Source organism: Algibacter sp. 2305UL17-15, from assembly GCF_040720935.1.
In the GTDB taxonomy this organism is placed as follows: Bacteria; Bacteroidota; Bacteroidia; order Flavobacteriales; family Flavobacteriaceae; genus Jejuia.
Genome location: NZ_JBFDAE010000004.1, coordinates 167509 through 189507 on the forward strand (window position 1 = coordinate 167509; position 21999 = coordinate 189507).

21 protein-coding genes are annotated in these 21999 nt (G+C 35.5%); 18 read left to right on the forward strand and 3 right to left on the reverse strand.

Going from position 1 to position 21999, the window contains the following annotated elements:
* Nucleotides 1-11: 11 nt before the first annotated feature.
* Together dnaE and dinB are read left to right on the forward strand one after the other, a co-directional pair.
* A complete protein-coding gene (dnaE, locus tag ABXQ82_RS05900) occupies nt 12-2990 on the forward strand; it encodes a DNA polymerase III subunit alpha (RefSeq protein WP_367056306.1) in 2979 nt (992 codons plus the stop codon).
* Nucleotides 2984-4201 (forward strand): DNA polymerase IV, encoded by a 1218-nt coding sequence (dinB, locus tag ABXQ82_RS05905; RefSeq protein WP_367056309.1) that lies wholly within the window; start codon nt 2984-2986, stop codon nt 4199-4201. The genes dnaE and dinB overlap by 7 nt, the downstream gene beginning before the upstream one ends.
* Nucleotides 4202-4206: 5 nt before the next feature.
* Here dinB and ABXQ82_RS05910 read toward each other — a convergent pair whose 3' ends face one another.
* The gene (locus tag ABXQ82_RS05910) at nt 4207-4659 is read right to left on the reverse strand and encodes a DUF3157 family protein (protein WP_367056312.1); all 453 of its coding nucleotides are present in this window, start codon (nt 4657-4659) and stop codon (nt 4207-4209) included.
* A gap of 152 nt (nt 4660-4811) precedes the next feature.
* Here ABXQ82_RS05910 and ABXQ82_RS05915 point away from each other — a divergent pair, with 152 nt between their 5' ends.
* The 6 genes from ABXQ82_RS05915 (at nt 4812) to bioB (ending at nt 10901) form a co-directional block, all read left to right on the forward strand.
* On the forward strand, nt 4812-6008 hold the full coding sequence (locus ABXQ82_RS05915; RefSeq protein ID WP_367056668.1) for a pyridoxal phosphate-dependent aminotransferase family protein: 1197 nt from the start codon (nt 4812-4814) through the stop codon (nt 6006-6008).
* Entirely contained in the window at nt 6005-6418 is a 414-nt protein-coding gene (locus ABXQ82_RS05920; RefSeq protein WP_367056315.1) for a DUF2007 domain-containing protein, read from the forward strand. Before ABXQ82_RS05915 ends, ABXQ82_RS05920 begins: the two co-directional genes overlap by 4 nt.
* Complete coding sequence (bioD, locus tag ABXQ82_RS05925) at nt 6415-7023, forward strand: dethiobiotin synthase (protein ID WP_367056318.1); 609 nt, start codon at nt 6415-6417, stop codon at nt 7021-7023. Before ABXQ82_RS05920 ends, bioD begins: the two co-directional genes overlap by 4 nt.
* An 85-nt stretch (nt 7024-7108) precedes the next feature.
* On the forward strand, nt 7109-8374 hold the full coding sequence (gene bioA / locus ABXQ82_RS05930; RefSeq protein WP_367056321.1) for an adenosylmethionine--8-amino-7-oxononanoate transaminase: 1266 nt from the start codon (nt 7109-7111) through the stop codon (nt 8372-8374).
* 225 nt (nt 8375-8599) lie between these two features.
* On the forward strand, nt 8600-9757 hold the full coding sequence (locus ABXQ82_RS05935) for a beta-ketoacyl synthase N-terminal-like domain-containing protein (protein WP_367056324.1): 1158 nt from the start codon (nt 8600-8602) through the stop codon (nt 9755-9757).
* A gap of 49 nt (nt 9758-9806) precedes the next feature.
* Nucleotides 9807-10901: a biotin synthase BioB gene (gene bioB / locus ABXQ82_RS05940; RefSeq protein WP_367056327.1), complete on the forward strand. Its 1095-nt coding sequence runs from the start codon at nt 9807-9809 to the stop codon at nt 10899-10901.
* Between the two features lie 151 nt (nt 10902-11052).
* Here the strand turns inward: bioB and ahcY are convergent, their stop codons facing one another.
* A complete protein-coding gene (gene ahcY / locus ABXQ82_RS05945; protein WP_367056330.1) occupies nt 11053-12369 on the reverse strand; it encodes an adenosylhomocysteinase in 1317 nt (438 codons plus the stop codon).
* 131 nt (nt 12370-12500) lie between these two features.
* Here ahcY and ABXQ82_RS05950 point away from each other — a divergent pair, with 131 nt between their 5' ends.
* From ABXQ82_RS05950 to ABXQ82_RS05985, 8 genes are all read left to right on the forward strand, one after another.
* Entirely contained in the window at nt 12501-13127 is a 627-nt protein-coding gene (locus ABXQ82_RS05950; protein ID WP_367056333.1) for a 4'-phosphopantetheinyl transferase superfamily protein, read from the forward strand.
* 66 nt (nt 13128-13193) lie between these two features.
* A complete protein-coding gene (locus ABXQ82_RS05955; RefSeq protein WP_367056336.1) occupies nt 13194-13925 on the forward strand; it encodes a geranylgeranylglyceryl/heptaprenylglyceryl phosphate synthase in 732 nt (243 codons plus the stop codon).
* Between the two features lie 213 nt (nt 13926-14138).
* Nucleotides 14139-14399: a thiamine-binding protein gene (locus tag ABXQ82_RS05960; protein WP_367056339.1), complete on the forward strand. Its 261-nt coding sequence runs from the start codon at nt 14139-14141 to the stop codon at nt 14397-14399.
* Nucleotides 14383-15015, forward strand: coding sequence for a nicotinamide riboside transporter PnuC (gene pnuC, locus ABXQ82_RS05965; protein WP_367056342.1), 633 nt, complete (start codon nt 14383-14385; stop codon nt 15013-15015). Before ABXQ82_RS05960 ends, pnuC begins: the two co-directional genes overlap by 17 nt.
* The gene (locus ABXQ82_RS05970) at nt 14976-15545 is read left to right on the forward strand and encodes an ATP-binding protein (protein WP_367056345.1); all 570 of its coding nucleotides are present in this window, start codon (nt 14976-14978) and stop codon (nt 15543-15545) included. Before pnuC ends, ABXQ82_RS05970 begins: the two co-directional genes overlap by 40 nt.
* On the forward strand, nt 15545-17098 hold the full coding sequence (locus ABXQ82_RS05975) for a DUF4301 family protein (RefSeq protein WP_367056348.1): 1554 nt from the start codon (nt 15545-15547) through the stop codon (nt 17096-17098). The genes ABXQ82_RS05970 and ABXQ82_RS05975 overlap by 1 nt, the downstream gene beginning before the upstream one ends.
* Nucleotides 17095-17502: an alternative ribosome rescue aminoacyl-tRNA hydrolase ArfB gene (arfB, locus tag ABXQ82_RS05980; protein WP_367056351.1), complete on the forward strand. Its 408-nt coding sequence runs from the start codon at nt 17095-17097 to the stop codon at nt 17500-17502. Before ABXQ82_RS05975 ends, arfB begins: the two co-directional genes overlap by 4 nt.
* 394 nt (nt 17503-17896) lie before the next feature.
* Complete coding sequence (locus ABXQ82_RS05985; protein ID WP_367056354.1) at nt 17897-20152, forward strand: TonB-dependent receptor; 2256 nt, start codon at nt 17897-17899, stop codon at nt 20150-20152.
* Between the two features lie 263 nt (nt 20153-20415).
* On the opposite strand, the gene ABXQ82_RS05990 is transcribed toward ABXQ82_RS05985, so the two are convergent.
* Nucleotides 20416-20862 carry a hypothetical protein gene (locus ABXQ82_RS05990; protein WP_367056357.1) on the reverse strand — a complete coding sequence of 149 codons (447 nt, stop codon included), beginning with the start codon at nt 20860-20862 and terminating at the stop codon, nt 20416-20418.
* A 157-nt stretch (nt 20863-21019) separates the two neighbouring features.
* On the opposite strand from ABXQ82_RS05990, the gene greA reads away from it, so the two are divergent.
* Nucleotides 21020-21493, forward strand: coding sequence for a transcription elongation factor GreA (gene greA / locus ABXQ82_RS05995; RefSeq protein ID WP_367056360.1), 474 nt, complete (start codon nt 21020-21022; stop codon nt 21491-21493).
* 114 nt (nt 21494-21607) lie between these two features.
* Nucleotides 21608-21997, forward strand: coding sequence for an HIT family protein (locus ABXQ82_RS06000; protein ID WP_367056363.1), 390 nt, complete (start codon nt 21608-21610; stop codon nt 21995-21997).
* The last annotated feature ends 2 nt before the right edge of the window (nt 21998-21999 follow it).

The following is a 21999-nucleotide window of genomic DNA, read 5'->3' on the forward strand; positions in this document are numbered from 1 at the left end:
TTGTTAATCTTATGTATTTAAATTGTCACACATATTACAGCTTACGCTATGGCACTATAAAGCCAGAAAAACTACTTGCCATTGCCTCCAAGAATGACATACAAACATTGGCGTTAACCGATATTAATAATACATCGGCGTGCTTAGATTTTGTGCGATTATCTGAAAAATATAACATAAAACCTGTATTGGGTATCGATTTTAGAAATGGTGCAGAACAACAATTTGTATTGTTGGCAAAAAACAATGAGGGGTTTCAGAATATCAACGCATTCTTGTCAAGATTTCTACACAATAATAACCTAGAAATTCCTGAAAGGGCTCCTGAATTGGAACATACCTATGTTATTTATCCTTATCGAAACCATAAAGACTTCAGCCTAAAAGAGCACGAGTTTTTGGGCATTAAACCGAAAGACCTCAACACCCTTAAATTTTCGAAATGGAATAACTTCCGAAGCAAATTAGTGATACTGAAAACCGTTTCTTTTGAAACAAAAAAAGACTTCAATACCCACCGTTTGTTACGTGCTATTGATAATAATACGTTACTCAGTAAACTGCCTAAAAGCGAAGAAGGGCAGCCCTCAGACAGCATGTTGCCTTACGGTGAATTGTGTGAAACCTATCAGGAATTTCCAGAACTTTTAGATAACACCTCAACTGTTCTAAACAATTGCACTATTGCATTTGATTTTTCACAAGAAACCCCAAACAATCAAAAATCGTTTACCCAAGATGAGGATTCCGATTATGGATTATTAAAAACCCTGACTTACGAGGGGCTTGCATACCGTTATAAAGACCCTGATGAAACTATTCATAACCGTATAAAAAAGGAACTTGATATTATAAAGAGCAAAGGCTTTGTTTCTTACTTTTTAATCAATCATCATATTTTGGAATATGCGCGAAGCAAGGGCTATTATTACGTTGGGCGCGGTAGTGGTGCCAATAGTATTGTAGCCTATTTGTTGAGGATTACGGATGTAGATCCTATAGAATTAGATTTGTATTTTGAACGTTTTATTAACCTCTACCGAAAAAATCCGCCCGATTTTGATATTGATTTTTCATGGACCGATAGAGACGATATTACCAATTTCATTTTTAAAACCTTTAAAAACACAGCACTTTTAGCGGTATATAACACCTTTAAGTTTAAGGCCTCGGTACGCGAACTAGGGAAAGTTTTTGGGTTGCCAAAAGCCGAAATGGACGTACTTACCCGAGGGCGCTATAACATTAATGATTTAGATAAACTATCGCGCCTTGTCTTGACCTATAGCGAATATATTCAAGGGCTTCCCAATTATTTGGGCATTCATGCTAGTGGAATTATTATTTCAGAAAAACCCATTCATTATTACACCGCCACTTTTTTGCCCCCAAAAGGCTATGCCACCACCCATTTTGATATGGTTGTTGCCGAGGATATCGGGCTTTACAAATTCGATATCCTTAGTCAACGTGGACTGGGAAAAATAAAGGATACCGTTGAAATTGTAGCCTATAATCATCCTGAAAAATCTCCTATCGATATTCATGATATTAAACGGTTTAAACAAGATGAGCGCATTAAATATTTACTTCGGAATGCAAAAGCTATTGGTTGTTTTTATGTGGAATCTCCCGCAATGCGCATGCTGCTGAAAAAACTACAAGTAGATGATTATTTGGGTTTGGTGGCAGCGAGCTCCATTATCCGCCCCGGTGTTGCAAAATCTGGAATGATGCGCGAGTATATTTTAAGACACCGTTATCCCGACCGTATTAAAAAAGCACATCCTGTTTTGCTTGATATTATGCCAGAAACTTATGGTGTTATGGTATATCAAGAAGATGTGATTAAAGTCGCCCATATTTTTGGGGGATTAGATTTGGGGCAAGCCGATAAATTGCGCCGTGGTATGTCGGGAAAATTCCGTTCCCGCGATGAGTTTTTAGCTGTAAAACAACAGTTTTTCGATAATTGTAAAAAAAGCGGAAAACCCGAAACGCTCACCGCAGAGGTATGGCGACAAACCGAAAGTTTTGCAGGGTATGCTTTTGCTAAAGGGCATTCGGCATCCTATGCTGTGGAAAGTTACCAAAGCTTGTTTTTAAAGGCTTACTACCCGTTAGAATACATGGTGGCCACCATCAATAATTTTGGTGGGTTTTATAGAACCGAGCTCTATGTACACGAGGCCAGAATGCACGGTGGCATTATAGAATCACCGTGTATTAACACCAGTTTTAACCAAACGATTATTAAGGGTAAAACCATTTATTTGGGCTTTATGTTTTTACATGCCTTAGAAGCTAAAACCATTAAAAATTTACTTGAAGAACGTCATCAAAATGGGCGATTTAAAAGTCTGGACGATTTTATAGACCGCGTACCCATTTCTGTTGAACAGATTTCAATTCTTATAAAAATTAATGCCTTTAGGTTTACAGGTATCAATAAACGGGAATTGCTTTGGGAAGCCCATTTAAAAATTAGTAAAACGACGTTTGAAACACATATTAACACACTTTTTAAAACTGAAAAAATCAATTATGAAACGCCCGAACTACCAAGTACTGCTCTAGAAAATGCTTTTGATGAAATGGAACTTTTGGGATTCCCGCTATGCAACCCTTTTAAACTTTTAGAAAAACCTCTTGAGATCAAGCTAAAAGCTAATGATTTACCAAACCATATTGGGAAAATAGTATCCGTTAAAGGCTATTTAATTACTATAAAAAATACATCTACTTCAAGTGGCAAACGCATGAATTTTGGAACATTTTTAGATCATGATGGCTATTTTATCGATACGGTTCATTTTCCACCTGTAGCCAGTAAATTTCCATTTAGGGGGAAAGGCGTTTATGCTATTACAGGAAAAGTCTTAGAGGAGTTTGATTGTATTAATATAGAAGTGCAGTCTATGTATAAATGTGCAGTTATTGAAGATCCTAGGTATTCCGATAATACAAAAATATTAGCTTCCCAATGTTAGACAATAGAGCTATCGTACATATGGACTTAGATACATTTTTTGTATCCTGCGAACGTTTGTTGGATAACCGTTTAATAGGCAAACCTGTGCTTATCGGCGGCACATCCGACAGAGGTGTTGTGGCGTCTTGCAGCTACGAAGCTAGAAAGTTTGGTGTGCATTCTGCAATGCCCATGCGTATGGCAAAAATGCTGTGTCCCGAAGCTATTGTATTACGTGGAAATTCTGGGATTTATACTAATTTCTCTAAAGATGTTACCGATGTAATTAAAGAAAGTGTTCCTCTTTATGAGAAAACATCCATCGATGAATTTTATATCGATTTAACAGGGATGGATAAGTTCTTCGGTTGTCATAAATTAGCTTCCGAATTACGCCAGCGTATTATAAAAGAGACAGGACTGCCCATTTCCTTTGGCTTATCCAGTAACAAAACGGTCTCAAAAATTGCTACAGGCGAAGCAAAACCCAATAACCAAATACGCATATTAAAAGGCACGGAAAAGCCTTTTTTAGCGCCACTTTCGGTAAAAAAAATTCCCATGGTGGGTGATGTTACCTATAAATCCTTATGCGATTTAGGCATTAAACGTATAAAAACCGTACAGGAAATGCCCATGCAACTTATGCATCGGGTATTGGGAAAAAATGGCTTAAGCATTTGGAAAAAGGCCAGCGGTATAGACAACAGCCCCGTAGTGCAATATCATGAACGGAAATCCATTTCAACAGAACGTACGTTTAACAAGGACACTACCGATGTTATCAAACTAAGGGGTATCATTATTGCTATGGCCGAAAATTTAGCGTACCAATTACGTCGTGGCAATAAGTTAACAGCTTGCATTACCTTTAAAATTCGCTATTCCGATTTTCAAACCTATACCCAACAACAACGCATACCTTATAGTGCTATGGACCATAATATTATTCCCGTAGTTTTAGATCTATTCAGAAAACTTTACAATAGGCGCTTATTGGTACGACTCATTGGTGTAAAGTTTAGCCATTTGGTGGAGGGAGGGCATCAAATCAACCTCTTTGATGACAATGAAAAACAACTTCTTTTAAGTCAGGCCATAGATAAGATGCGTGAACGCTATGGGGACAGAGCCATAATTAATGCGGCAGGAATGGACGCCAAAAGCATTAGTAGATGGAACCCATTTACTGGAGAACCACCGCCACTTTTAGCAAATAGGCGACGGTAATTATCTTAAAACAACTTCCCCTTTTTCGCAATAGAATGCCCATTGCGCTTATAAGTTACTTTAGTGCCATTGGCACAAAACGTATAGGTACCCCTTGCCTTTTTTTCTGAATAAGACAGCAATAGCACGTCCTTAACGTCACACTTATAATCTTTGGCAACTTTTCTTTTTACGTGGCTAATAGTAGCACGCCCTTTTTTAAGTTGCGATTGAATTTTTTTATCCAGTTTTGGCTCTGTAAAATCCTGAGGAACGTTGCAGGTATTTGGATTTAAGGGCTTAATGTCTGTTATTTTTGTACTATCAACAAGCGTAAGTGGCTGCATGTCAATATATTCCCAGGTGTAATCGGCTTTGAGCAAAACACGCCTACCATCTTCGGTTTTTATGATGTAGTTGTTTTGTGCAAAACCAATAGAGGAGATAAAGCATATTAAAATTAAAACATATTTTTTCATAACGGATGGAAATAGAATTTATTTACAATTCCAAAGTTACATTTTTAAGAGAAAGGGACACATATTACTACCAATTATATAGAAAACTATTAATTCATTTAGACCTGTCAGGTTTTAAAAACCTGACAGGTCTTTTTAGTATCTTTGAATCCATGTTCCCAAAAAAACTTCAACAAAAACTAGAAGAACGCAAAGCGAATAATGCCCTGCGCCAACTTGGAACGCAAAATAATTTGGTGGATTTTTCATCAAACGATTATTTGGGCTTTTCAAAAAAGAAAACCATTTTTAATAGTGCCCATGAGTTTTTAAAAGAGTGTGATATTACCAATAATGGCGCAACAGGTTCTCGGTTGCTTTCAGGAAATCACAAACTTTATAATATAGTTGAAGATATTCTGGCTAATTTTCACAACAGCGAAAGTGCACTAGTATTTAATTCTGGGTACGATGCCAATATTGGTTTCTTTTCTAGTGTGCCTCAACGCGGAGATATTATTTTATATGATGAATATATTCATGCCTCCATTCGTGATGGGATTAATATGAGTAACGCTAAAGCCTATAAATTCAAACATAACGATTTAGAAAATTTACAGTTGAAATGTCAGACTGAGCGTAGTCGAAGTCCTCTTGATGCAGAAATATACATTGTCACAGAATCTGTATTTTCAATGGATGGCGATAGTCCAGATTTAGTAAAACTATCAGAAATAAGTAAAAAACACAATGCGCATTTAATTGTTGACGAAGCTCATGCCATTGGCGTTTTTGGAAAAAAAGGCGAAGGATTGGTTCAAAATCTAAAATTAGAACAAGACATTTTTGCACGCATCATTACTTTTGGAAAAGGCTTAGGATGCCATGGTGCAGCTATTCTTGGAAGCAATAGTTTAAAAGAATACCTAATAAATTTTTCACGTAGTTTCATCTATACTACGGCATTACCACCGCATAGTTTGGCAACTATACATGCTGCTTATAATGAATTAGTTGTTACTGACAACAAAAGCGAACTACAGCAAAACATTAAATTCTTTAAGTCTGAAATTGAAAAACTCAATTTCTCTGTTTTCCCCTCAGGGGAAATGTCCGTCCCGATAGCTATCGGGAGACAATGGGGATTTATTGAATCGCATTCAGCCATTCATTGTTGTATCATTCCAGGAAACGAAAACGTGAAATCAATCGCCAAAAAACTGCAAGACAATGGTTTTAATGTAAAGCCTATTTTATCGCCAACTGTTCCAAAAGATCAGGAACGTTTACGTTTTTGTTTACATAGTTATAATTCCGAAAAACAAATTTCAGAAGTTTTAAGAACACTTGCTAATTTTGTTACTAAATGAGCGACACCTTTAAAACCATTGCAAGATTTCAATATTCTACCGAAGCCCAAATTATAAAAGGACGGTTAGAGGCTGATGGTATTCAAGTTTTTTTATCTGATAATCTAACCATAGACACCGACCCTCTGGTAAGCAACGCTATTGGAGGTGTTAAATTAAAAGTATTATCAAAAGATGCATTAAAAGCGCAACATATTTTAGATTCTATAAGCAAATATTCTATTGATGATGCAGGAAATACTATCAGTTGCCCAAAGTGTAAAAGCGAAAAAATAGAATTGTTTTCTACTATAAAAGACGCTAAATCATTATTCTGGTTTATTTTTGGGGTATTGTTTTCGGCACTTCCATTTTATACAAGACATAAGTATAAATGTGAAGCATGTAAAACAGAATTCGATTTAAAATGAACACATATTTCATCACAGGAATTTCAACCGATGTTGGTAAAACAATAGCTTCAGCAATTATAACCGAAGCCTTGGAAGCCGATTATTGGAAACCCATACAAGCAGGAGAATTAGAGAATTGCGATACAAAAAAAGTGGAACGGTTAGTTTCAAATTCTAGGTCTAAATTCCACCCAAATGCCTATGCTCTAAAAACACCTATGAGTCCGCATGGAGCTGCTGATATTGATGGTGTTGAAATTGAAATAAATAAAATTAAGTCTCCAAAAACAGATAATCATTTAGTCATTGAAGGTGCAGGTGGCTTATTAGTCCCACTAAATGACAAAAACACGGTTTTCGATTTAATAAAACCAGAATACAAAGTCATAGTTGTTTCGAGACATTATTTAGGAAGCATCAACCATACACTCTTAACCGTAAATACTTTAAAAGAAAAAGGATTTGATGTTGCGATCATTTTTAGTGGGAATGAACATAAAACGACGGAAGATATTATCAAAAAAATGACTCAAGTTCCAATTATTGGTCGCATTGAAGAAGAACCTTATTTTGATAAGAATGTGGTTATGGAGTATGCTGAATTGTTTAAGAATAACTTATAGTTGTCATTCCTGAGAAAGCAGGAATCCACAAAACAACTAAAAAATTTAAAAAAATAGATTCCTGCCTTCGCAGGAATGACAAAAGATGAATTTACAAGAACGCGACAAAAAACACCTTTGGCATCCGCTAAAACAACATCAGTTGCATCCTGATAGTTTAGCCATCGTAAAAGCAAAAGGGTGTATTTTAACAGATGAAAACGGCAACGAGTATATTGACGCCATTGCTTCGTGGTACACATGCATGTATGGGCATTGCAATGATTACATTATAGGAAAAACGCATCAGCAAATGCTACAATTGGATCAAGTGATGTTTAGTGATTTCACACACGAACCTGCTGTTAAACTATCGGAAGAACTCATTAAAATACTTCCAGAAAATCAAAACAAGATTTATTTTAACGATAATGGCTCAACGGCTGTAGAAGCTGCTATAAAAATGGCACTTCAATATTATTTTAACTTAGACGAAAAACGCTCCACCTTTATTGCTTTTGAAAACGGATTTCACGGCGATACCTTTGGCGCCATGAGTGTTTCTGGTTTATCTGTTTACAATGGGCCTTTTGAGGATTTTTTAATTAAGGTAGAACGCATTCCAACGCCTGATGGCTCAAATCATGACGCCATATTAAATCAACTAAAAAACCTTACCGAAAACCACAACGTTGCTGGATTCATCTACGAACCTTTAATACAAGGTGCTGCTGGTATGAAAACACATCATGCCAAAGGTTTAAACGAAATTTTAAAGTTTTTAAAAGCACAAAACATACTCACAATTGCCGATGAGGTGATGACAGGTTTTGGCAAAACAGGTAAATATTTCGCATCAGATTATATAGACACAAAACCCGATATTATCTGCCTTAGCAAAGCTTTAACCGCAGGATTATTACCAATGGCAATTACATCCTGCACCCAAAAAATTTACGATGCTTTTTTGAGTAACGATATTTCCAAGGGCTTTTTTCATTGCCATACCTATTCTGCAAATCCTGTGGCTTGCGCTACCGCTATTGCTGGTATAGAGCTTTTGACTTCTGCAGAAATTCAAGATAACATCAAAAGTATCATAAATTCGCATCGTGATTTTGAAAAGCGTATTAAAAACCATCCAAAAGTAAAAACAACACGACATTTGGGTGTTATTTTCGCCTTAGACCTCAACACAAAAATGGAACGCTACGGCAATTTACGCGACAAACTTCTTTATTTTTTTATGGAGAGAGGTGTATTTTTAAGACCACTCGGAAACACCATTTATATTCAAGTCCCGTATGTGATTTCAGAATCTGAATTGCAAAAGGTGTATCACGTTATTGAGGATGCTTTGGAAATAGTTTAGAACGCTATTTTGTTTTGTAATCTAATGAGACCTGTCAGGTTTTTAAAACCTGGCAGGTCTGGCATACACACTTTAAACTTTTTAAACTTAAAATATAATCCATAAATACTACATTTGCACCTTAAACATCCATCTGTACTATAATAATGGGTGTTTTAAATTCATATTAATATGAAATGCTGAAATAATCCCGATAGTTATCAGGACAGCATGACAAAAGAAAACATGCAAAAACCAATCTCCATAACCGCCATAGCATCCATTTCATCAATCGGAAAATCAACGAGTGAAACATGGGAAAGTTATCAAAACAATCAGCATTATATCACTTCTGAAAAATTTCTGGATAAAGATGTTTGGGTTTCTAAATTATCAGAAGACACAAAACAAGACATTGAGTTATTAAAACAGTCTGACAACAAATACAAATCTTTAGACAATACCGTTTTATACGCTATTTATGCTTCAAGAAAAGCCATAAAAGATGCAAACTGGAAACCATCAGATAATTTTGGGATTAACATTGGGTCCTCAAGAGGCGCAACATCACTTTTTGAAACCTATCACGAATCATTCTTAAAAAACAATAAAGCCGAAACCTTAAGTTCGCCAACAACCACATTGGGTAATATTTCCTCTTGGGTAGCGCACGATTTACAAACGCAAGGCCCAGAAATAAGTCATTCTATAACGTGTTCTACGGCATTGCACTCTATGCTTAACGGCATTGCATGGATAAACTCAGGTATGTGCGATAAATTTTTAGTTGGAGGTAGCGAAGCACCATTAACCCCTTTCACTATTGCTCAAATGCAAGCTTTAAAAATTTATTCTAAAGAAAAAGAACCTTTCCCCTGTAAAGCTTTAGACCTCGAAAAAACTAAAAACACAATGATTTTAGGCGAAGGTGCTTCAATGGCTTGTTTAGAATCTGGAATACAAAATAATACATTAGCAATAATTAAAGGGTATGGTTACGCCACCGAAATTCTAAAACACAACATTTCTATTTCCAGCGATGCACAATGTTTTCAAAAATCTATGACAATGGCATTGGACACTATGAATCCTGGCGAAGTTGATGTTATCGTTATGCATGCGCCAGGAACTGTAAAAGGTGATAGTTCTGAAATTAAAGCGATTGAAGCTGTTTTTAAAGAAAATATTCCCGCCGTAACTTCGAACAAATGGAAGTTAGGGCATACGTTTGGCGCATCTGGAGCTTTGAGTATTGAACTTGCAGTCCTCATGTTACAAAACCAAAAATTTATTGACATTCCTTACTTGAAGAATCAAAAGATTCCAAAAAAAATAGAAAATATTATGGTTAACGCAGTAGGCTTTGGCGGTAATGCGGTAAGTATTTTGTTATCAAAAGCGTAATCAATACTATTTTAATTAGTATTTTTGATTTTAACTAACTGATAGATTTATGAGCGAGACTAAACACAACTGGACCAAACAGGAAATTCTAGATATTTACAACAAACCTTTAATGGAGTTGCTTTATGAAGCAGCAACGATACATCGCTTACACCACGACCCCAATACGGTACAGGTATCCACATTGCTATCTATAAAAACTGGAGGTTGTCCAGAAGATTGTGGGTATTGTCCGCAAGCCGCACGTTACCATACCAATATTGAAGGCAATGATTTAATGAGTGTGCAGCAGGTAAAAGCGCAGGCGTTGCGTGCAAAATCCAGCGGAAGTTCTCGCGTTTGTATGGGAGCTGCTTGGAGGAATGTAAAAGACGGCGAGGAATTCGATCAGGTTTTAGAAATGGTACGTACCATTAATAAACTAGATATGGAAGTGTGTTGTACTTTAGGTATGATTACCGAAAACCAAGCACAACGTTTGGCCGAAGCTGGTTTATATGCTTACAACCATAATTTAGATTCTTCCGAAGAATATTATAAAGAAGTGATTTCTACACGTGGTTATGAAGACCGTTTGGAAACTATTGATAATGTTCGTAAAACTAATGTTACCGTGTGTTCTGGTGGCATTATTGGGATGGGAGAAAAAATTGAAGACAGGGCTGGAATGCTTGTGGCACTTTCTACATTAAATCCGCAACCAGAATCTACGCCAATTAATGCTTTGGTTGCTGTAGATGGCACACCGCTTGAAGACCAACAGCCTGTTTCTATATGGGATATGGTGCGCATGGTAGCAACTACCAGAATTATAATGCCAGAAACCCAAGTACGCTTAAGTGCCGGTAGAACACAAATGACACGTGAAGGGCAAGCTATGTGCTTTTTTGCTGGTGCTAATTCTATTTTTGCCGGTGATAAATTATTGACGACTCCTAATCCTGATGTGAATGAGGATATGGAAATGTTTAAATTATTGGGATTAAATCCGCAAAAACCTTTTATCAAGAAAATGCAGCCTGAAACTGTTGAGGCTAAAGATTCTGAATATGAAGCTTTAGGTGAAAAACCAAAATGGACACGACCTGAGCATACGATTGAGCGTAACGAATCTGCTAAAGAAAAGGCTAAGTCGGTTAAATAAATACTTGCTTTTAGGGAAAGACCTCTTTGGTTAAGCCCGCTCCCTTTTCGAGGTAACCTACCGGTAGGCAGGCATCCAAATAAAAAAACCCCAAACATTGCTGCTTGGGATTTTTGGAATTTGGTGTTTGTATTTTGGAATTTTCGTTATCCTAATAACGATAATGCTCTGGCTTATAAGGTCCATCAACAGTTACGCCAATATAACTTGCTTGGTCTTCACGAAGTTCTGTAAGCTCCACGCCAATTTTTTCTAGGTGTAATTTTGCCACTTTTTCGTCTAGTGCTTTTGGTAGCATATACACGTCGTTTTCGTAAGCATCGGCGTTAGTCCAAAGCTCGATTTGCGCTAAAGTTTGGTTTGTAAACGAGTTACTCATTACAAAACTTGGGTGTCCGGTAGCACAACCTAGATTTACTAAACGCCCTTCGGCAAGAATAATAACATCTTTTCCGTCGATGGTGTATTTATCAACTTGGGGTTTGATGGTGTTTTTGGTATGTCCGTGGTTTTTATTCAACCAAGCCATATCAATTTCATTATCAAAATGCCCAATATTACAAACGATGGCTTTGTCTTTTAAAGCTTCGAAATGACGGCCTTGAATGATATCTTTATTTCCTGTAGTTGTAATCACGATATCTGAATTGGCAATAACAGTTTCCAATCTTTTAACCTCAAAACCATCCATTGCCGCTTGAAGCGCACAAATAGGGTCGATTTCAGTAACGGTCACAATACTTCCTGCACCTTTAAAAGAGGCTGCTGTTCCTTTTCCAACATCTCCATAACCACAAACGGTTACACGTTTTCCGGCAAGCATGATATCTGTAGCACGACGAATCGCGTCAACCGCACTTTCTTTACAGCCGTATTTGTTATCGAATTTAGATTTTGTAACCGAATCGTTAACGTTAATGGCAGGCATCGGTAACGTTCCGTTTTTTACGCGCTCGTATAATCTGTGAACACCTGTTGTGGTTTCTTCAGATAATCCGTTAATTCCTGAAGCTAATTCTGGGTATTTATCCAAAACCATATTGGTCAAATCGCCACCATCATCCAAAATCATATTCAATGGTTTTCTGTCTTCTCCAAAAAATAAAGTTTGCTCGATACACCAATCAAATTCTTCTTCAGTCATATCTTTCCAAGCATAAACCGCAGTTCCAGCAGCAGCAATGGCAGCAGCAGCTTGATCCTGTGTTGAGAAAATATTACAAGAACTCCAAGTTACTTCCGCACCTAAAGCCTGTAAGGTTTCAATTAAAACTGCCGTTTGAATCGTCATGTGTAAACATCCAGCAATTCTAGCGCCTTTAAGAGGTTGTTCGTTTTTGTATTCTTCACGAAGACTCATTAGCCCTGGCATTTCAGCTTCCGCTAATTCGATTTCTTTTCTACCCCAATCTGCAAGAGAGATATCTTTAACTTTATTAGCTACGTAAGGAATTGTTTTTGTACTCATAGTGTTTTTTCTTTTGTTTAAAAACCTAAAACTTGATTGTGAATGGTGCTTAATTTGGTTAAATTCGCTAACCAAATAATTTAATCCGCTTTAGGCGGTGCAAAGATAACTATTAACTTTCAGAATATTAAATGCCTTTATATAAAACCATTACTCCAAATTCACAAACTACTGTTAAAATCTGGAAGATTACCGAATCTTATGAAGATTTGATGGATAAGGTTAATTTAAAACCAGTTGCTTTAGAGCGTGTTTTAAGTATGAAAAGTGAATTGCATCAGCGTGGGTTTTTAAGTGTGCGCCATTTATTGCGGGAGTTTGGATATACAGATGCTGATTTGTTTTATGATGAATTCGGAAAGCCACATTTAAAAGACGGGAAACAAATATCGATCACGCATTCATTCAATTTTTCGGCAATAATCATAAGCGATTTAATAGTTGGTATTGATGTTGAAAAACAACGTGATAAAATTTCTATTATAGCACACAAGTTTATTGATTACGAATTGGATTATTTGAAAGAAGAAGCTTCAGATTACGTTAAAAAACTAACTGCTATTTGGTGCGTAAAAGAATCATTATACAAACTGTTTTGTACACCAGGACTGAGCTTTAAAAATCATTGTTTGGTAATCCCTTTTGCCATTGAAGATGATAAAACAGTTGCTTGGATTGATTATGAAGAACAAAAGTACCGTTATAATATTGAATTTCTAGAATTTGAAGGGTTTACTTGTGCTTATGCTATTGAGTAGAAAAAAGAATAACAAGAAGAGAAAAAAGAGCATAGAAAATAGAATAAAGAAAATAGCAGTCAGTTTGTGGTAAATAACAGTATATATCAAAGCATATTAAATTCAATTTCTAATGATGAAAAATTATTGGCAGTTTTAATCGACCCTGATAAGTTTTCAATTGAAAACACTACATCTTTTATTGAAAAAGTAAATGCATCTGTCGCAACACATATTTTTGTTGGAGGCAGTAGTGTAGCAGAAAAAGCTACTGAAATTTTAGTTGCTGAAATAAAAATGCATACAAATTTACCAGTAGTATTATTTCCTGGAGATGTAACCCAAATTACCAACAAAGCCGATGCTTTATTATTTTTGTCCCTAATTTCAGGGCGAAATCCAGAGTATTTAATTGGGAAGCACGTTGAAGCAGTTTCAAAATTGAGACATTCAAAATTAGAAGTAATTTCAACGGGATATATTTTAATTGAAAGTGGACAAGAAGCTGCTGTTGAAAAGGTCACAGATACTAAACCTATGCCCAGAGAAAATATTCAAAATATAATTGATACTGCAAAAGCAGGAGAGTTTTTAGGAATGAAATTAATGTATCTCGAAGCTGGAAGCGGCGCAAAACGACCATTAAACGATGAAATAATTACCGCTGTTAAAAGTGAATTAAAAATTCCTTTGATTGTTGGTGGAGGAATTAGAAGTAAAAATGAAATGAAAAATGCATATACATATGGTGCAGATATGGTAGTTATAGGAACTGCTTTCGAAGAAGATGAATCGTTTTTTGACAAATTACGAAAGTAATTTGTCATGCTGTCCCGAAGTTTCGGGAGTTTCAGCATCACAGTAATAAATAGAAAACAGCCATTAATACACGAATATCTATGTATGCTAAAAAGAAACATATTCGTGAATTCGTGGCGAAACTAAAAATAGATTCCCGCCTTCGCGGGAATGACAAAAAGAAGTTTAACACACAACAGTTTCTCCCCCTTTGGGGAGATTAAGAGGGGCTATATGAAAATATCAGTAGAATTAACATTAACACCATTGCAGGACGATTTTGAACCTGCAATTATTCATTTTATAAAAAAATTAAGAGCTTCAAATTTAGAAGTCCTCGAAAACCCATTAAGTACACAGGTTTATGGAGATTATGATGAGGTAATGCATCTGCTTACTACTGAAATAAAAGAAGCTTTCGAACTCATTGAAAAAGGCTTACTTTACATGAAAATAGTAAAATCTGATAGACACGATTATGAGCCCCATTTTTGATTTTTTCTTCGGGCAATATTCCGAATACGAAACCATTGATATTGTTCTTGAAATAATAGCTGTATTTTTTGGTTTTCTTTCTGTATGGTTTTCAAAACAGAACAAGGTCTTGGTGTTTCCAACGGGTATGATAAGTACTGTTATTTTTGTGTATTTATTGTTTAAGTGGGAATTGTTAGGGGATATGATGATTAATGGGTACTATTTTATAATGAGTGTTTATGGATGGTATATCTGGACAAGAAAAATAGACAATGAACATGTTACTCCAATTACCAGGATGACTTTCAACGAAATAAAAATAAGTATAGCCATATTTTTAGCAACCTTATTATTTGTTTATTTAGTTTACCGAGCGTTTGATAAATGGACGAGTTGGGTTGCTTATATAGACACCATTACTACAGCTATATTTTTTGTAGGGATGTGGTTGATGGCGAGACGAAAACTAGAAAATTGGATGTTCTGGATTATTGGAGATATCATTTCTGTACCATTGTATCTTTACAAAGGTTTCACATTTACAAGCTTACAGTATTTAGGATTTACATTTATTGCCATTTTTGGATATTTAGCATGGAAGAAAAGTATAGACAACAACCCAGTAACTGCTTAAAAATAGTGTTGTTTGGACCAGAGTCAACAGGAAAAACAACATTGTCGCGTCAGTTAGCACGTTATTATAATTCTGTTTGGGTACCAGAATACGCTCGTGAGTATCTTCAGAATAAATGGAATAACGAACGTAAAACCTGCGAGCCAGAAGATTTATTGCCCATTGCAGAAGGACAAATGAAATTGGAAAACGAGTTGGCTCAAAAAACAGATTCTGTCTTAATTTGTGATACAGATTTGCTGGAAACCAAAGTATATTCCGAGGCTTATTATCATGGCAGTTGCGACCCAATTCTAGAAAAATATGCATTAGAAAACACCTACGATTTGTATTTTTTAACATATATTGACACCCCTTGGGAAGCAGACGATTTAAGAGACAAACCAGAACATAGGGAAAACATGTTTCAGGCTTTTAAAAATGAATTGTTAAAACAAAACAGGTCTTTTGTTGTGTTAAAAGGAGATAAAAAGAAACGTTTGGAAACTGCTGTTTCCCATATTGATAAATTATTAAATAAGAAGACATAATGTTTACGGATAAAGATATTGAACAAATTAGTGCTAAAGGTATTGGCTTAGATCAGGTTAATGCACAGGTAGAGCGTTTAAAAGACGGAATGACGCATTCTAATCTGGTGTCTGCGGCAACCATTGGGAGAGGGATTCAGAGTTTTGAACAAGATGAATTTGATGATTTAGTAAACTTATACAATGCAAAACTAGATGATTTAGATATTTTAAAATTTGTGCCAGCCTCTGGGGCTGCTACAAGAATGTTCAAGTTTTTATTTCAGTTTTTAAAATTTTTCAATCCTTCAAAAGATACTATTAAAACATATGCTGAAAAACATGGGGACGATTTAATCAAAACGTTTGTGTCTAACTTAGACAAATTTCCATTTTATAATGAGGTTATTGAAAAAATCAAAGATTCAGAAATAGATTATAAAAGTCTAAAACTAGAAGAACAATATTATCAGTTCGTAAAAACCATGCTCAATCCAGATGGATTGAATTATAGTTTTTTCCCTAAAGGATTGTTGCCGTTTCATGCTTACGAAGATCAAACAGTTACGGCATTTTATGAGCATTTGTTTGAATCGACTTTATATGCGTCGTCTAAAAATAAATCAAATCTTCATTTTACGGTTTCAGAACAACACCACAATTATTTTCTTGAGGAACTTATAGCGGTAAAGCCAGCTTTAGAAGCTAAAGAAAACACTAATTTCAATGTGTCTTTCTCATATCAAAAAGAAGCTACGGAAACGGTAGCGCTTACAACTAATGGAAATATTTTTAGAAATGATGATGGCTCTATTTTGTTTAGACCAGCTGGTCATGGTGCGCTTTTAGAGAATTTAAACGATTTAGAAAGTGATATTGTTTTCATTAAAAATATTGACAATATCGTTGTTGAACATCAGAATATTCAATACACAAAGTATAAAAAAGTATTGGCAGGAGCTTTGTTAAAAGCACAAAATCAGGTTTTTGACTTTTTAAGACAATTAGATGAAGGCAATATTGATAATGCCGATGTAACTGCCATGGCTTATTTTTTAAGAAAACAGTTAAATATTGCCATAGATTCTGGTTTTTATGATTCCAATTTTGAACAAAAAACAGCCTATTTAAGAGAAAAATTGAACCGTCCGATTCGAGTTTGTGGGATGGTAAAAAATGAAGGCGAACCTGGCGGAGGGCCGTTTTGGGTTAAAGATAAGGACGGCGAAGTGTCGTTACAAATAGTTGAGTTTGCTCAAATTGACTTCAGTAAAAAAGGACAACAATCCATAGTTTATAAAGCGACTCATTTTAACCCGACGGATTTGGTTTGTGGGATTCGGAATTATAAAGGCGAAACTTTTAATCTATTAGACTACATGGATCCCGAAGCTGCTTTTATTACCATGAAAACACAAAACGGCGTGGATATAAAAGCATTGGAACGTCCTGGGTTATGGAACGGAAGCATGGCATATTGGAATTCGATTTTTGTTGAGGTTCCTGTTGAGACCTTCAACCCCGTAAAAACAGTAAACGATTTATTAAAACCCGCACATCAAGGTTCAAAATGATTGATGAAGAAACTTTAGTTAAAGAGTTAACCTTTAAGGGCATTCGAAGTTCAGGAAGCGGTGGGCAACACGTAAATAAAGTAGCTTCAAAGGTAGAATTGACCTTTGATTTAAACGCGTCTCTAGTATTTAATGACGCGCAGAAACTATTGCTTCAAGAGAAACTTCAAAACAGATTGACAAATGAGGGTTTGCTCATGTTGCAATGCGGAGAAAGTAGAAGCCAACATAGAAATAAGGAGATTGTTACAAGACGTTTTCTGGAATTGATAAAGACATCTTTAATTGTCCCAAAAAAGCGTCGCCCGACTAAAATCCCAAGATCTGCAATAAGAAAGCGTTTAAAAAATAAGCGAAGTCACTCTGGGAAAAAGGCCAATAGAAGAAAGCCTGATATTGATTGACGGGATATTGATATCGTAATATTGCAATATCACGTTTGTTGGTTTGGTCTTATCCTTCAAAAAAATCAGAAATCGTAAATCAGAAATCAAAAATCTATTTTATCTTTGCAGCGTTCTCAAAAAAGGGGTGCTTTTTCAGTTAGCAGTCATCAGTTTTCAGTTCGCAGTCTAAATTTAGACTTTTAACTTTTAACTTTTAATTTTTAACTTCAGAAAGGCTGAGATCATACCCATTGAACCTAGAACAGGTAATGCTGTTTAGGAATTTGAATTAACAGCGTCATTGCGAGTTGTTTGTAAAATAACGCGGCAATCTCTACTTTTAATTCGCAAACTAATTTATTAACAACAAAGAATAATTACCTCTTTTTATTCGATTATAACCATAATCGTAATGAAAAACATTTTTCTTTTTTTAACACTCTTTGTGTTATCGGTCTGTGCGAGCGCACAAGAAAATCAAAAAACTCAAGATTCTACTAAAACAGAAAAGCTAGACGAAGTTTTACTCTCTGCAACTAGAGCTAAAGACAAAACACCAGTTGCATTTACAAACATTACTAAAAAAGAATTGGAATCTATTAATTTAGGACAAGATTTGCCTATTTTATTGGATCAATTACCATCCGTAGTAACCACTAGTGATGCTGGTGGAGGTATAGGTTACACAGGGATTCGTATTAGGGGTAGTGATGCCACACGGGTAAACGTAACCTTAAATGGAATACCTTACAATGATGCAGAAAGTCAGGGTACATTTTGGGTAAACATGCCAGATTTTGTGTCTTCAGTAGAAGATATTCAATTGCAACGCGGTGTAGGCACATCAACTAATGGGTCTTCCGCTTTTGGTGCAAGTTTAAATTTAAAAACTTTAAATCCTTCAACCGAAGGTTATGCGACCACCACCAATGCAGTTGGAAGTTTTGGTACAAGAAAGCATAATATTAGAATCGGTTCTGGAATTAAAAACAATTTTTATGCAGAGGGAAGGCTCTCAAATATTCAAAGTGATGGATATATTGACAGAGCGAGAGCCGATATGAATTCATATTACGTAGAAGCTGGATTTTTAAACGAAAAAACATCCGTAAAAGGGATTGTATTTGGAGGACATCAAGAAACCTATCAATCGTGGTACGGAACTCCAAAAGCCGTTGTTGATAATGATAGAGCTGGAATTCAAGCGTTTATTGATAGAAATTTTTCTTCTGATGCCGAATCTGAAAATTTATTAAATTCTGGTAGAACATATAATTTTTATACGTATGATAATCAGGTAGATAATTACGAACAAATCCATTATCAATTACATGCTTCACACCAATTTAATGCTAACTTTTCAGCTAATGTTTCAGGAAATTACACCCGAGGGAAAGGGTATTTTGAACAATATAAAGACGGTGAGGATCTAGGCGATTATTTTCCAGAAAGCCCAAATGCTTCAGACGAAGGAGATGTTATTAGAAGACGTTGGCTCGATAATGATTTTTACGCATTGGTGTATTCACTTAACTATAAAAAAGATAATTTAAGCGTATATCTTGGCGGTGGTTATAACACCTATAAAGGCGATCATTTTGGAGAAGTGATTTGGGATTCGTTTCCTTCAGATGTTCCAATTAGAAGCAACTATTATTTTAGTTATGGCGACAAACAAGATTATAATACATACTTAAAAGCTGAATATAATATCACATCTAATCTATTTGCATTGTTAGATTTACAATTCAGAAGAGTAGATTATGAGTCGGTTGGAACAAGTTCAGATTTATTGGATATTGATGTCAAGGAATCTTATGATTTTTTCAATCCTAAATTCGGATTAACGTATAGAATAGATAATTTCAATAGCATTTATGGGTCGTACGCTGTTGGTAATAGAGAACCAAATAGAGACGATTTAACTAAAAACCCTATGCGTCCACAACCAGAGCGTTTGCATGATTTTGAATTTGGTTATAAATTGAAAACTTCAGATTTTTATGCAACAGCCAATTTATATTATATGAATTATGACGATCAATTGGTTTTAACTGGCGATTTAGATGATGTTGGTGATCCTATTAGGCAAAATGTAGATAAGAGTTATCGAGCAGGAATCGAGTTGCAAGCGGGCTATAAAGTATCAGAACACTTACGAATAGATGCCAATGCTACCTTCAGTCAAAATAAAATAAAGGCATTTAATTATTTGGTTTACGATACGCAATATAATCCAGATACCTTTGAAACGGTATCATACCAACCGGTAGTTACAACATTTAACGATACGGATATTTCCTTTTCGCCAAATGTCATTTTTGGAAATACTTTAACGTTCTCTCCAATTGAAAACGGAAGTATAGCCTTATTGTCTAAATACGTTGGGAAGCAATACTTGGATAATACATCTAGTGATGCTAAAAGTATTGATGCTTATTTTGTCAATAATTTAAATATATCCTATAAGTTTCAACCAACATGGATTAAAGAAATAGCGTTAAACCTATTGGTAAATAATCTGTTTAATTCGGAATATGTATCCAATGGCTATACCTATAGTTATTACTATAGACCAGAAGGATCGACTGATGCCCCAATAACAGAAAATTTCTACTATCCGCAGGCAACTACAAATTTTTTAGTAGGAGCTACATTGAAGTTTTAATTTATAAAAAAGACCTGTTAGGTTTAAATACCTAACAGGTCTTTTTTTGTAATAAATAATAGTGTAAAAGGTTTCGAATTATGGGATGAAATCTACTTTTGCGGACTTACCCGCGTTAAGGATTGAAGTGAAAAGCCCACAGCCCGACGTAGGAGGTGCGAGGACTTGTAGCGGAAAGCCTGACCCCTTTTCGGGGTAACGCCCAAATTATTTTATAAACTTTTCTATTCCCCTCCCATGGAGGGATTAGGGGAGGCTTTTTTTTAATTAAAAATGATCAGGGAGTTACCACTTTTTTCAACACGATAACGTCTTAATCCACAGCGAGTAGATGTTTCATCTGAATTTGATTTAGTAGGTAAACCATTTATTAATTCAAATTCATTTTTTTCTTCACATCCACATACTCCAGTAAATCCTTTAACGGTTAAAACGGAGCATGATGGATTAAAAATATGATTAGGATCTGCTGCATCAAAAGCAACAAAATTATTATTTCCTGTATTTGATACTATTAGACCTCTATTTCGAGCACTTGGAATGAGCATAGCACCAGGGGAGGTTCTTAAATTTCCAAATTCTGGTAAACCTAGATTAATTGTTTCATTAATCCCAATTTCTAATAAAAACTGACAATTTTCATCATTCACAGAGTTTTTGCTACAAGTAGTTAAAATCAAGAAACAAATTAGGGCATAAAATAGTCTCATAAATCATTAAAAATTAGAATGCTAATTTACAACAAAAACAAAATAGACTTAAATATTTTGTATATTTGTAGTACAATCTCGTGTAAGCGGGATTTTTTTGATGCTGCCCTGAAATCTTCGGGAGTTCCAGCATCTTTTTAATTTAAACGATGAAGTTATGAGTAAAGTATCTTACTATACACCAGAGGGGTTGAAAAAATTACGAGGGGAGTTGAAACAGCTCAAAGATGTAGAGCGTGTAAAGGCTTCAAGGGCTATTGCGGAAGCAAGAGATAAAGGGGATTTAAGTGAAAATGCTGAATATGATGCGGCGAAAGAAGCGCAAGGTATGCTAGAAATGCGTATTGCAAAATTAGAAGACGCTTTAGCAGGAGCAAGAGTTATAGACGAGTCTCAATTAGATAACTCTAAAGTTTTAGTGCTTTCTAAAGTGAAGATAAAAAACCAAACCAATGGTATGGAAATGAACTATACGTTGGTGGCCGATGGCGAAGCAGATTTGGCTTCGGGTAAAATCTCTGTTAATTCTCCTATCGGAAAAGGATTGTTGGGAAAATCTGTTGGGGATGTTGCCGAAATCCAAGTGCCCAATGGCGTGATGAAATTTGATATTATTGAAATTTCCAGATAAGTAATACTTTTTCTATTCCCGCTCCCGATAACTATCGGGAGGCGGAAATTTATTTTTATCAATTTAATAGGCCTTTCAGGTTTTTAAAACCTGAAAGGTCTGAAAACATAAATTATGGCTTCAATTTTTACAAAAATAATTAACGGCGAAATTCCGTGTTACAAAATAACTGAAACCGAAGCGTTTATTGCTTTTTTGGACGTGAATCCCAATGCTATTGGGCATACACTTTGTATTCCAAAAAAAGAAGTGGATAAAATATTTGATTTAGATGAAGCGACTTATAACGGACTCATGCAGTTTTCCAGAAAAGTGGCTTTGGCTTTAAAAAAGGCTGTTCCGTGTAAACGCATTGGTGTAAGTGTTATAGGTCTTGAAGTACCGCATGCCCATGTGCATTTAATTCCGCTGCAATCTATGGATGACGCTCGATTTATCACTAAAATAAAAATGACTCCAGAAGAATTTGAAAAAACAGCCAATGCAATAAAGTCGTATTTGTAATC